This window comes from Serpentinicella alkaliphila (assembly GCF_018141405.1).
In the GTDB taxonomy this organism is placed as follows: domain Bacteria; phylum Bacillota; class Clostridia; order Peptostreptococcales; family Natronincolaceae; genus Serpentinicella; species Serpentinicella alkaliphila.
The window spans coordinates 15001-29215 of record NZ_CP058648.1; the positions used below are offsets into that span (position 1 = coordinate 15001).

At 42.2% G+C, this 14215-nt stretch carries 5 protein-coding genes, 1 tRNA gene and 5 rRNA genes (1 of these 11 cut by a window edge); all 11 read right to left on the minus strand.

Going from position 1 to position 14215, the window contains the following annotated elements:
- A 5S ribosomal RNA gene (gene rrf, locus HZR23_RS00270) occupies positions 1–20 on the minus strand (it extends 97 nt beyond the left edge of the window).
- 54 nt (positions 21–74) lie between these two features.
- Positions 75–2595, minus strand: a 23S ribosomal RNA gene (locus HZR23_RS00275).
- A gap of 34 nt (positions 2596–2629) precedes the next feature.
- Positions 2630–2746, minus strand: a 5S ribosomal RNA gene (gene rrf, locus HZR23_RS00280).
- Between the two features lie 53 nt (positions 2747–2799).
- Positions 2800–5716, minus strand: a 23S ribosomal RNA gene (locus tag HZR23_RS00285).
- Positions 5717–5865: 149 nt separating this feature from the next.
- Positions 5866–5941: transfer RNA gene (locus tag HZR23_RS00290), tRNA-Ala, on the minus strand.
- 143 nt (positions 5942–6084) lie between these two features.
- A 16S ribosomal RNA gene (locus HZR23_RS00295) occupies positions 6085–7593 on the minus strand.
- The 16S, 23S and 5S rRNA genes sit together here with 1 tRNA gene alongside, the layout of an rRNA operon.
- A 487-nt stretch (positions 7594–8080) precedes the next feature.
- Complete coding sequence (locus tag HZR23_RS00300; RefSeq protein ID WP_132849416.1) at positions 8081–8671, minus strand: indolepyruvate oxidoreductase subunit beta; 591 nt, start codon at positions 8669–8671, stop codon at positions 8081–8083.
- Positions 8672–8674: 3 nt separating this feature from the next.
- On the minus strand, positions 8675–10441 hold the full coding sequence (iorA, locus tag HZR23_RS00305) for an indolepyruvate ferredoxin oxidoreductase subunit alpha (protein WP_132849417.1): 1767 nt from the start codon (positions 10439–10441) through the stop codon (positions 8675–8677).
- A 33-nt stretch (positions 10442–10474) separates the two neighbouring features.
- A complete protein-coding gene (locus HZR23_RS00310) occupies positions 10475–11383 on the minus strand; it encodes a bifunctional enoyl-CoA hydratase/phosphate acetyltransferase (RefSeq protein WP_132849418.1) in 909 nt (302 codons plus the stop codon).
- Positions 11384–11514: 131 nt separating this feature from the next.
- Entirely contained in the window at positions 11515–12249 is a 735-nt protein-coding gene (locus HZR23_RS00315; RefSeq protein ID WP_132849419.1) for a hypothetical protein, read from the minus strand.
- A 1-nt stretch (position 12250) separates the two neighbouring features.
- Positions 12251–14044, minus strand: a complete 1794-nt coding sequence (locus tag HZR23_RS00320) for a B12-binding domain-containing radical SAM protein (RefSeq protein ID WP_132849420.1) — start codon at positions 14042–14044, stop codon at positions 12251–12253.
- Positions 14045–14215 lie beyond the last annotated feature (171 nt).

A 14215-nucleotide genomic window follows, 5' to 3' on the forward strand; every position in this document is an offset into this window, starting at 1 on the left:
CCTTCGCTATTGTCACGATTTATTGAGAGTGTTCTCTCAAAACTACAAGTGAGATTTTAAAGCTTTCATCTTTTTTGGTCAAGCCCTCGACCTATTAGTATCGGTCGCTTACTTAATGCATTACTGCACTTACACCTCCGACCTATCTACCAGATAGTCTCTCTGGGGTCTTACCCCTTTCGGGTGGGAAATCTTATCTTGAGGGGGGCTTCGTGCTTAGATGCCTTCAGCACTTATCCCTTCCGTACTTAGCTACCCAGCTGTGCTCCTGGCGGAACAACTGGTGCACCAGCGGTACGTCCATCCCGGTCCTCTCGTACTAAGGACAGCTCCTCTCAAATTTCCTGCGCCCGCGACGGATAGGGACCGAACTGTCTCACGACGTTCTGAACCCAGCTCGCGTACCACTTTAATGGGCGAACGGCCCAACCCTTGGGGACCTACTTGACCCCAGGATGTGATGAGCCGACATCGAGGTCGCCAAACCTCCCCGTCGATGTGGACTCTTGGGGAGATAAGCCTGTTATCCCCGGGGTAGCTTTTATCCGTTGAGCGATGGCCCTTCCTTCCACTCACCACCGGATCACTAAGTCCGACTTTCGTCCTTGCTCGACCTGTTTGTCTCGCAATCAAGCTCCCTTCTGCCTTTACACTCTTCGCACGATTTCCGACCGTCTTTGAGGGACCTTGAGCGCCTCCGTTACTCTTTAGGAGGCGACCGCCCCAGTCAAACTGCCCACCTGACAGTGTCCCAAAACCAGATCATGGCTCATGGTTAGAACTTCAATAATACAAGAGTGGTATCCCAACGTCGACTCCTCCAAGACTGGCGTCCTAGTATCTTAGTCTCCCACCTATTCTGTACATGTAGTATCAAAATCCAATGTCAAGTTGCAGTAAAGCTCCACGGGGTCTTTCCGTCCTGTCGCGGGTAACCAAAGCATCTTCACTGGTATTACAATTTCACCGGGTGCATTGTTGAGACGGCGTCCAAATCGTTACGCCTTTCGTGCGGGTCGGAACTTACCCGACAAGGAATTTCGCTACCTTAGGACCGTTATAGTTACGGCCGCCGTTTACTGGGGCTTAAGTTCTGTGCTTCGAGCTTAACCCTAACACTTCCCCTTAACCTTCCAGCACCGGGCAGGCGTCAGCCCCTATACGTCGTCTTTCGACTTAGCAGAGACCTATGTTTTGCTAAACAGTCGCTTGGACCTATTCTCTGCGGCCGGGTTATGCTTACGGCGCGAAGCCTTCACACATCCCGACCATACCTTCTCCCGAAGTTACGGGGTCATTTTGCCGAGTTCCTTAACAATGCTTCTCCCGTTCGTCTTAGGATTCTCTCCTCGCCTACCTGTGTCGGTTTGCGGTACGGGCGCACCTTAAATCTCGATAGAGGCTTTTCTCGACAGTTTGGATTCAGTCACTTCGCTACTTATTTTTCGCTCCCCATCACATCTCGGGATCTATGAAAAAGCGAATTTGCCTGCCTTTTCTCCCTACCTGCTTAGACGCACTCAACCAACGGTGCGCTTGACCTATCCTCCTGTGTCCCCCCTTCTCTCAAACGATTCTTGGTGGTACAGGAATTTCAACCTGTTGTCCATCACCTACGCCACTTGGCCTCGGCTTAGGTCCCGACTTACCCTGAGCGGACGAACCTTCCTCAGGAAACCTTAGGCTTTCGACGGGCAGGATTCTCACCTGCCTCTCGCTACTCATGCCAACATTCTCACTTCTATGCAGTCCACTACTCCTTCCGGTATAGCTTCTACCCACATAGAACGCTCGCCTACCATGTATTTCTACATCCATAGCTTCGGTGATACGTTTGAGCCCCGGACATTTTCGGCGCAGGATCACTCGACCAGTGAGCTATTACGCACTCTTTAAATGTATGGCTGCTTCTAAGCCAACATCCTGGTTGTCTATGCAATCCCACATCCTTTTCCACTTAACGTATACTTTGGGACCTTAGCTGATGGTCTGGGCTCTTTCCCTCTTGACCACGGATCTTATCACTCGTAGTCTGACTCCCGATCTTAAGTTTACGGCATTCGGAGTTTGATAGACTTTGGTAACCGGTGAAGGCCCCTAGGTCATTCAGTGCTCTACCTCCGTAACTCATTTAATCGAGGCTAGCCCTAAAGCTATTTCGGCGAGAACCAGCTATCTCCGAGCTCGATTGGAATTTCACCTCTACCCACAGGTCATCCAGTGACTTTTCAACGTCAATTGGTTCGGACCTCCACGAAATTTTACTTCCGCTTCATCCTGCCCATGGGTAGGTCGCTCGGTTTCGGGTCTATGACATGCAACTTTCGCCCTATTAAGACTCGCTTTCGCTTCGGCTCCGGACCTTTAGTCCTTAACCTTGCTACATATCATAACTCGTTGGCCCGTTCTACAAAAAGTACGCGGTCACACTTTAACGTGCTCCCACGACTTGTAAGCAAAGGGTTTCAGGTTCTATTTCACTCCCCTCCCGGGGTTCTTTTCACCTTTCCCTCGTGCGTCTGCCAGTTCCGCCACCTCGGCATATAAATGGCTCCAAAGAGAGGGCTCGAACCTCCAACCTACCGGTTAACGACCGGTTGCTCCACCATTGAGCTACTTTGGAACATCTAAACCGCAACGACCTACTCTCCCAGGCGGCCGCCCGCCAAGTACCATCGGCGCCGAAGGGCTTAACTTCTGTGTTCGGTATGGGAACAGGTGTGACCCCTTCGCTATTGTCACGATTTATTGAGAGTGTTCTCTCAAAACTACAAGTGAGATTTTAAAGCTTTCATCTTTTTGGTCAAGCCCTCGACCTATTAGTATCGGTCGCCTTAATGCATTACTGCACTTACACCTCCGACCTATCTACCAGATAGTCTCTCTGGGGTCTTACCCCTTTCGGGTGGGAAATCTTATCTTGAGGGGGCTTCGTGCTTAGATGCCTTCAAAGACTTATCCCTTCCGTACTTAGCTACCCACTGTGCTCCTGGCGGAACAACTGGTGCACCGGCCGGTACGTCCATCCCGGTCCTCTCGTACTAAGGAGCTCCTCTCAAATTTCCTGCGCCCGCGACGGATAGGGACCGAACTGTCTCACGACGTTCTGAACCCAGCTCGCGTACCACTTTAATGGGCGAAGCCCAACCCTTGGGACCTACTTGACCCCAGGATGTGATGAGCCGACATCGAGGTCGCCAAACCTCCCCGTCGATGTGGACTCTTGGGGGAGATAAGCCTGTTATCCCCGGGGTAGCTTTTATCCGTTGAGCGATGGCCCTTCCACTCGGTGCCGGATCACTAAGTCCGACTTTCGTCCTTGCTCGACCTGTTTGTCTCGCAATCAAGCTCCCTTCTGCCTTTACACTCTTCGCACGATTTCCGACCGTCTTGAGGAACCTTTGAGCGCCTCCGTTACTCTTTAGGAGGCGACCGCCCCAGTCAAACTGCCCACCTGACAGTGTCCCAAAACCAGATCATGGCTCATGGTTAGAACTTCAATAATACAAGAGTGGTATCCCAACGTCGACTCCTCCAAGACTGGCGTCCTAGTATCTTAGTCTCCCACCTATTCTGTACATGTAGTATCAAAATCCAATGTCAAGTTGCAGTAAAGCTCCACGGGGTCTTTCCGTCCTGTCGCGGGTAACCAAGCATCTTCACTGGTATTACAATTTCACCGGGTGCATTGTTGAGACGGCGTCCAAATCGTTACGCCTTTCGTGCGGGTCGGAACTTACCCGACAAGGAATTTCGCTACCTTAGGACCGTTATAGTTACGGCCGCCGTTTACTGGGGCTTAAGTTCTGTGCTTCGAGCTTAACCCTAACACTTCCCTTAACCTTCCAAAGACCGGGCAGGCGTCGCCCCTATACGTCGTCTTTCGACTTAGCAGAGACCTATGTTTTTGCTAAACAGTCGCTTGGACCTATTCTCTGCGGCCGGGTTATGCTTACGGCGCGAAGCCTTCACACATCCCCACCCCTTCTCCCGAAGTTACGGGGTCATTTTGCCGAGTTCCTTAACAATGCTTCTCCCGTTCGTCTTAGGATTCTCTCCTCGCCTACCTGTGTCGGTTTGCGGTACGGGCACCTTAAATCTCGATAGAGGCTTTTCTCGACAGTTTGGATTCAGTCACTTCGCTACTTATTTTTCGCTCCCCATCACATCTCGGGATCTATGAAAAAGCGAATTTGCCTGCCTTTTCTCCCTACCTGCTTAGACGCACTCAACCAACGGTGCGCTTGACCTATCCTCCTGTGTCCCCCTTCTCTCAAACGATTCTTGGTGGTACAGGAATTTCAACCTGTTGTCCATCACCTACGCCACTTGGCCTCGGCTTAGGTCGACTTACCCTGAGCGGACGAACCTTCCTCAGGAAACCTTAGGCTTTCGACGGGCAGGATTCTCACCTGCCTCTCGCTACTCATGCCAACATTCTCACTTCTATGCAGTCCACTACTCCTTCCGGTATAGCTTCTACCCACATAGAACGCTCGCCTACCATGTATTTCTACATCCATAGCTTCGGTGATACGTTTGAGCCCCGGACATTTTCGGCGCAGGATCACTCGACCAGTGAGCTATTACGCACTCTTTAAATGTATGGTCGCTTCTAAGCCAACATCCTGGTTGTCTATGCAATCCCACATCCTTTTCCACTTAACGTATACTTTGGGACCTTAGCCGATGGTCTGGGCTCTTTCCCTCTTGACCACGGATCTTATCACTCGTAGTCTGACTCCCGATCTTAAGTTTACGGCATTCGGAGTTTGATAGACTTTGGTAACCGGTGAAGGCCTAGGTCATTCAGTGCTCTACCTCCGTAACTCATTTAATCGAGGCTAGCCCTAAAGCTATTTCGGCGAGAACCGGCTATCTCCGAGCTCGATTGGAATTTCACCTCTACCCACAGGTCATCCAGTGACTTTTCAACGTCAATTGGTTCGGACCTCCACGAAATTTTACTTCCGCTTCATCCTGCCCATGGGTAGGTCGCTCGGTTTCGGGTCTATGACATGCAACTTTCGCCCTATTAAGACTCGCTTTCGCTTCGGCTCCGGACCTTTAGTCCTTAACCTTGCTACATATCATAACTCGTTGGCCCGTTCTACAAAAAGTACGCGGTCACACTTTAACGTGCTCCCACAGCTTGTAAGCAAAGGGTTTCAGGTTCTATTTCACTCCCCTCCCGGGGTTCTTTTCACCTTTCCCTCACGGTACTATGCGCTATCGGTCACCAGGTAGTATTTAGCCTTGGGGGGTGGTCCCCCCTGCTTCCCACAGGGTTTCACGTGTCCCGTGGTACTCTGGATCATAGCTTAGAGTCTTCTCGTTTCGTATACGGGGCTTTTACCCTCTTTGGCCTGACTTTCCAGTCATCTTCTACTACGATACCTCTCCTTTTTTGCTATGTCCTCAACCCCGAAAGTAAACTTTCGGTTTGGGCTTATCCCTTTTCGCTCGCCACTACTTAGGGAATCGATTTTTCTTTCTACTCCTCAGGGTACTTAGATGTTTCAGTTCCCCTGGTATCCCCTCTACTAGCTATTTATTCACTAGCAGATACTTGAATATTACTTCAAGTGGGTTTCCCCATTCGGACATCTACGGATCTTTGCCTGCTTGCGGCTCCCCGTAGCTTTTCGCAGCTTACCACGTCCTTCTTCGGCTCCTGGTGCCAAGTCATCCTCCCTTTGCCCTTACTAGCTTGACCTTTAAAAGATGCTTGTAAATTTCTTTACTTAACTTTATTTCTCACTTTGCAGTTTTCAAAGAACACTTGTTCTTCCTGCCTTTTGGCCGGAATACTATATTACCATCTTTTTATCTTCATGTCAATTGGTACTTGATGGCATTTGTTTGTGGTGGAGACGAGGAGAGTCGAACTCCTGACCCCCTGCTTGCAAGGCAGGTGCTCTCCCAACTGAGCTACGCCCCCATGTTACAACTTCCCAAATTTTAATTTGGTGTAGTTTGTAATACTCAGCATTAGCTGAGCTTCATATTAAATTACTTCTTTTTTGAAAAAACCTTCATCGAAGGTCTCTCAAAACTAAACAGTATAGAAGCTTTTCTCCTTAGAAAGGAGGTGATCGACCGCACCTTCCGATACGGCTACCTTGTTACGACTTCACCCCAGTCATCGACTTCACCTTCGACGACTCTCTCCATTTCTGGTTAAGTAGCGGCTTCGGGTGCTTCCGACTCCCATGGTGTGACGGGCGGTGTGTACAAGACCCGGGAACGCATTCACCGCGACATTCTGATTCGCGATTACTAGCAACTCCGACTTCATGTGGGCGAGTTTGACCCACAATCCGAACTGGACCGACTTTATGGGATTTGCTTAAGATCACTCTCTTGCCGCCCTTTGTATCGGCCATTGTAGCACGTGTGTAGCCCTGAACATAAGGGGCATGATGATTTGACGTCATCCCCACCTTCCTCCGAGTTATCCCCGGCAGTCTCTCTAGAGTGCCCACCCTAAGTCTTGGCAACTAAAGATAAGGGTTGCGCTCGTTGCGGGACTTAACCCAACATCTCACGACACGAGCTGACGACAACCATGCACCACCTGTCACTTCAGTCTCCGAAGAGAAGGAACCAGTTAAGGTTCTGTCTAAAGGATGTCAAGTCCAGGTAAGGTTCTTCGCGTTGCTTCGAATTAAACCACATGCTCCGCGCTTGTGCGGGTCCCCGTCAATTCCTTTGAGTTTCACTCTTGCGAGCGTACTCCCCAGGCGGAGTGCTTAATGCGTTAGCTCCGGCACTGAAGGTCTCCCTCCAACACCTAGCACTCATCGTTTACGGCGTGGACTACCAGGGTATCTAATCCTGTTTGCTCCCCACGCTTTCGTGCCTCAGCGTCAGTTACAGTCCAGAGAGTCGCCTTCGCCACTGGTGTTCCTCCTAATATCTACGCATTTCACCGCTACACTAGGAATTCCACTCTCCTCTCCTGCACTCAAGCCAAACAGTTTCAAAGGCTTACTACGGTTGAGCCGTAGCCTTTCACCCTGACTTGTTTGGCCGCCTACGCACCCTTTACGCCCAGTGATTCCGGATAACGCTTGCCCCCTACGTATTACCGCGGCTGGCGGCACGTAGTTAGCCGGGGCTTCCTCCTAATGCATCGTCATTATCTTCCCTTAGGACAGAGCTTTACGACCCGAAGGCCTTCTTCGCTCACGCGGCGTTGCTGCATCAGGGTTTCCCCCATTGTGCAATATTCCCCACTGCTGCCTCCCGTAGGAGTCTGGACCGTGTCTCAGTTCCAGTGTGGCCGGTCACCCTCTCAGGTCGGCTACTGATCATCGTCTTGGTAAGCCATTACCTTACCAACTAACTAATCAGACGCGGGCCCATCCTATGCCGAAGTTCTTTGACCATTTAGGGATGCCCCTAATCGGCTTTATGCGGTATTAGCACTGGTTTCCCAATGTTATCCCCCTGCATAGGGTAGGTTGCCCACGCGTTACTCACCCGTCCGCCGCTAGGATTTGGAAGCAAGCTTCCTCCTCCTCGCTCGACTTGCATGTGTTAGGCACGCCGCCAGCGTTCATCCTGAGCCAGGATCAAACTCTTAATTAAAAATTTCTGGGTTGCATCTTTTTGATGCTTTTTTTCTTGCTGGCTTTCTATACTGTTTAGTTTTCAAAGACCTTTTTTATCTGCCGCTTTTGGCGACTTATCTAATGTATCATTTTTAACCTATTATGTCAACTGCTTATTATTTCCTGTTAGTGTCATTAAATGTCGTTTTTTCGACTAGTATATCATAACATTTATTTTTAATTTTGTCAACTGGTCCAATATACCTTTTTATTTCTTTATGTTTAAACTTATGCCTTACCCCTCGCCTAATTTGGCCGGAAAATAATATTAGCATTTTTGTTTATATAGGTCAATACCTTTTTTTATATTTTATATATATTCATTACTAATTATGGCTACAAAGTCTAGTTTAATCAATTGCACAAAGATTTATTCATACTTTTAAAATTAATATTCAACAAATATTTTATGAAATAAAATGAGCACCTACTTTAGCAAGTGCCCATCTTGTTTCAATTCATTTCTACTTCACAGCCCTAATACCCGCTTCGATAGCCTTTAGATTTGGCTCTACCAATTCTTCTTTTACAGACTCTCTTATAGTATTTGCCCAATTTAGATGCTCTAACCCTACAGCTTTAATTAGTGAGCCCAACAAAACTATATTTTGAGTTTTTATATCCCCGAGCTCTTTAGCAATATCTCCAGCTTTAATAACAATAGTTCTTTCTCTTACAATATCCTGCACAACATCTATAGCGTTTTGTGTATAAGTAGCGCTACCTATTAAAGTCGGGAGAGATGGTATAACAAAATCATTTATGACAACTTTACCAGTAGGTTTTAAATAGTCTAACCAACGTAGAGATTCCATCTTCTCAAAAGCAACAATAATATCAGCCTGCCCCCTACCTATTATCGGTGAGTAAACTTTATTGCCATACCTTACTTGCGTCGTTACACTTCCGCCCCTCTGGGCCATACCATGAACTTCTGACATCTTAGTGTCATATCCCGCAGAAATTAGACCTAAGGATAAAATTTTACTCGCTAAAATAATACCTTGTCCCCCTACACCAACTAACAGTATATTTTTTGTGTCAACACTTAACATAATTTAAACACCTGCCTTTTCTATAGCTTCAAATGGACATACTTGCATGCAAACATGACATCCAACACACATGTTCTCGTCTATATACGCCTTATCATTAAAAGAAATAGCAGGACAGCCTACCTTACCGCAAATTCTACAAGTCTTACAAGTTTCTTCATTTACTTTACAGAGCACTCTCTCATTACCGAATTCCTCAATGTCTTCTTCTGTAAATTTCTTAAGTACACATGGCCACTTTGTAATTATAACGCTTGCTTCATCACTACTTAGTGCCTCGTCAACTATTTTTTCTGTATCTTTAATATTCAGTGGATTAATAACTTTGATATTTTTTATCCCACAGGCCTCTACTAATTTAGGAATATTTATTATTGGTGCTTTGTCTCCCATTAAAGTATACCCTGATCCTGGATTTTCCTGATGACCAGTCATTCCTGTAATTCGGTTATCTAGTATAATCGTCAAGGCATTTCCCCTATTATATACAATATCAAGCAACCCAGTTATGCCCGAATGAAAGAATGTTGAATCTCCAATAACACCTACAACCTTCTTTTTAATGTTATTAAAATCAAATGCAACCTGAGCTCCATGGCCAGCACTTACACTAGAACCCATACATATACATGTATCCATTGCATATAGCGGTTCGACTGAACCCAATGTATAGCATCCAATGTCACCACTTACCATAACATTTTTCTTTCTAGAAAGTACGTAGAATATTCCCCTATGAGGGCATCCAGCACACATAATAGGTGGTCTTGGGGCAGCTAAAGAAATATCAACATCTAAAAGCTCCCTTTCTTCACCCTTCATGGCTTTGGCGATAATATCTGGATTGAGTTCTCCTATTAAAGGAATCTTTTCTTTTCCAATACAATTAATCCCCGCTGCCTTCATTTGCTCTTCCATATATGGTTCCAGCTCTTCTATAACATACAGAGTTTCAACTTGCGAAGCAAATTCTTTAATCTTTTTCATAGGTAATGGGTGACTAAATCCTACTTTAAAATAGGAAACATCTTCACCAAATACTTCTTTTGCGTATTGGTATGAAACCCCTGAGGTTACAATACCAATTTTTTTATTGCCCCACTCAATTTTATTCAGTGGAGTATTATTGCTAAACTCCTCTAATTTTTTAAGCTTATCTTCAAGCTTTACATGTAAACCTCGAGCATTCACAGGAGTAGCAACAAATTTAGGAATATTCTTCTTATACTCCTTCATCTTAAATTCTTCACGTTCACCAAACTCTACTAAAGTTTTACTATGACATATTCTAGTTGTTAATCTCAACATTACTACTACATCAAATTCTTCACTTATGCGAAAGCCTTCAATCATAAAATCCTTAGCTTCTTGACTATCACTTGGTTCAAGCATAGCGATCTTAGACATTTTAGCAAAATAACGATTATCTTGTTCGTTTTGAGAACTGTGCATACCAGGATCATCAGCTGAAATAAATACAAATCCTCCATTGACTCCTGTATAAGCATAGGTGAATAAAGGATCAGCAGCAACGTTAACACCAACATGTTTCATGGCAGCCATAGATCTAGCTCCTGCAATCGATGCCCCAATTGCAACTTCCATAGCTACTTTCTCATTTGGAGACCACTCACTATATATCTCTTTATACTTAGCTGTATTTTCCAAAATTTCAGTGCTTGGTGTTCCTGGATAGGCCGCAGCCACCGTTACACCTGCTTCGTATGCACCACGGGCAATAGCTTCATTTCCTGTAAGTAAATGTTTCATCTATTTTCCCCCCAACTAGTTTATATTTAGTTTTTATGCCTTAGCAGAAATCAAACTTCCTAGTGCTATGGAATACAACTTAGTTTCTGCACTATCAGCTCTTGAAACTAATACTACAGGAACCCTAGCTCCCATAATTATACCCGCAGATTTTGCATTAGCCATATATGTTAGGGACTTTCCTATACCATTCCCTACTTCTATAGTAGGTACTAAAAGTACATCTGCATCACCTGATACATCACTTTCATAATTTTTGATCTTAGCTGCCTCTGTACTTACGGCTAAATCAAAGGCAATAGGTCCTTCCACTATTACTCCTGGACCAAAACGGCCTTCTAAACTATATTTTTTAAGCTCAGCCCCATCTAAGGTTGCTTGCATTTTATCACTTACTTTTTCTTTTGCAGCAATGCATGCTACTTTAATTTCTTCACGTCCCATTGCTTTTAAACAATCAACTGCATTTTGTAAAATCGACGCTTTTTCATCTAAAGACGGAGTAATATTCATTCCACCATCAGTAACAGTTAGAAGCTTATGATAAGTAGGTGGTTCATAAATTAATACATGACTTATTAAGTTGTCTGTCCTTAAACCAAAATCTTTCTTTAAAACTGCCTTTAGTAAAATGGAAGTGTCTAGTATACCCTTCATTAAAAAATCCGCTTCCCCAGTTGATACTAATCTAGCAGCCTCTATTGCGGCAGCTTCGAAATCTGCAATATCCACTACCTTGAACTTAGTTAAATCGACTTCCAATTCCTTTGCAATTGATTGCATCTTTTCTAGATCCCCAATTAAAATAGGTTCTACTATTCCTGCATCAAATGCATCCTGAATTGACTGAAGCACATCCTCATCGTGGGCAGCAGCAACTGCTAGCCTCATGGTTTTTTGCTCCTGTGCTTTTTTTAGCAAATCATCAAGTTTTCTAATCATATACACACCCCTTGTAAAAACTTTTTTGTCCAACCATTTTATATTATTCTATTATTAACTTTAATATCCTTCTTAATAGATACAACCGTAAAAAAAAGGATATAGCATTAATACCTATACCCTTTACACATTTAAAACTCTCTCATAAATAATCTTTTTCTTCTAGTACTAGTACTTAATAATTCAAATAAAAACCCTCTATATATCATCATATACGAAAACCATAACTGACCAATTAAATAAAAAACTATTCCACTCGGTGAAGTAAATATAGTGAATATGGAAATATAGTAGTTAAAAATGTTAGTTAATAAGTTTCCGGTAGTTATATACATAACACCTATTAAAATTATATTTGGTACCACCCACTCAATTACATTTTCCTTAATAAATTCAACTGCGTAAGTTATAGTTTCCCATGGGTCATAATACTTTTGATATATAGACTCCGGTAGGGCATTTAATACAATTACAGTTAATAGACTTATTATAGGGTATATACCTATCGGTAATATTGGTAAAATAAAATATCTTAAACCTAAGGAAGCTACATAACCAAAGAAAAAAATAGTCCAAATTTTTCTCAAGTATATTGAAAAACCATCTTTAAAATCATGAAAGCTAAACCTGTTGTTTTTAACTATTCTATTTAGCAAGTATAGATAGTTTGATATTAATGCACTTGTGACTATTACAGAAAGTAAACCTCCTAATATACCAAATGCAGGTGCCACCATATATAGAAGCAACGTAGCAAAGGAATAAAACAAACCAGTAAAAATAATCGGCCAGTTATCAATAAGCCCTTTAAAAGAATTTTTAATAATTTTTTTGTTAGTATAAAGAATATCCGTTAAAATATCCATACTAATCCCCCTTTTTATTATCTACATTTTCAAAGACTTCATAATCTATTCCATAGCATTTGGAATAGTCTAAAGCCATTTTATCCATGTCGTAGTCGAAAAGTATTACGATATCCTTTTCTTTAATACTATGTAGTTGTTGCGGGTCCTTATCAATTTCTCCAACATCATAGCTAAATATTTCAAAATGCACCTTTTTGATTATTTGCTTCGCAGGTAAATTTATATAATTAGGTAAATAACATTTAATATGTTCCTCTCTTTGAAGAAACTTATGACACTTGTTTTTAAAATCTAATTCAATGCTTCTGTTAAAAATATCAGGCAAACTGGAAGTCTTATTATTTTTTAAATAATCGAATTTCATTACTTCCTTAAATAAATCTTCCCTATGGAAACCCATGTAATTATAGAAATCATATAGAATAACATACAGTTGGTTCTTCCCATGAAATGCATGCTGCAGCTCTTCTCTTTCCCAAAACTTATATAAATCTTCAAAAAATTTAAAAGCACTTTTATAGAAGTTTGCTAATATTAAATTTAATGTACTTTTAAACATTCCAGTATTATAGTAGGTCTCTACCATTTCCTCAATACCCTTAAGTCTAATAACCTCCCCATATGATAATACCTCTGTTTCTAGTACTTCATAAGGAGGTGAGTCTAAATATATGTACCCTAAATCCTGAGCTCTATTTCTAAGTCCAGACCCTTTTAACAACTTCAAAAATCCCAACTGAAGTTTATCCGGTCTAAGGGAAAATACATCATCAAATGACTTTCGAAAGCTAAAATAGTCTTCCTTCGGTAATCCAACTATTAAATCTAAATGTTGATGAATATTTTTAAAACTACTTATTGTATTTACATTTTTCTTTACTAGCTCAAAATCCATCTTTCTTTGAATAATAGAAAGTGTTTCTTCATTTGTAGATTGTACTCCTATTTCAAATTGAAACAATCCTACTGGTGAAGTTCTTACTAAGTCTAGTATTTCTTTATCTAATATATCTGCAGCAATTTCAAAATGAAAATTTGTTTTTTTATTGTTATGCTCCAAAATAAACTTAATTATTTCAATCGAAATCTTTTTGTTAGCATTAAATGTCCTATCAACAAACTTAACTTGTTTTACATTCATGTCTAGAAAATGCTTTAAATCCTTCTTCACCCTATTAATACTCATAAACCTTAATCCCTCAGTTGAAGAAGACAGGCAATACTGACAGTTAAATGGACAACCCCTAGAGCTTTCATAATATACAATTTTGTCAGGATTAAATCCTTCAAGTTCATAGGGAAAGGGTAATAAATCCATATCCAATTCATAACAACCAGTACTTGTCAAAAACACTTCTCCCTTAGCCCTATACACCAAGTTTGGAACTTCAGTGAAATCCCCATCATTGATTAAACATTCAACTAAATGTTTAAAGGTTTGTTCCCCTTCTCCAACTATAACAATATCTATACTATCGTTATTATTCATTAGCTCTATTGTATCATATGACACTTCAGGACCACCTAAAATTATTAAGGTATCCGGCAAAATCATTTTTATATGTTTACATAAATTTAAAACAAGCTCTATATTCCATATATAGCAAGAAAAACAAAGGACATCGGGCCTTTCTTTATACAGTTCACTTAAAATATATTGCATACTATTATTTATAGTGTATTCTTTTATTTTAACATCCTTTACGATATCCTTAACCATACCCTTAAGATACCTAATTGCAATGTTTGTGTGAATATACTTTGCATTTATTGCAGTTAAAATTATATTCATTATTCATCCTCTTTCTGAATAAAATAGTAAAATATTCATTTCTATATTGCTATAATTCATGTTATACTAATAGTCAGTGTATTTCAATAACAGTTTTTTATTGTTAAAAACTTGTAATTTGGGTTAATTTTATGTAAACTGTATTGTAATGTTATCTCTATTAGAATATAA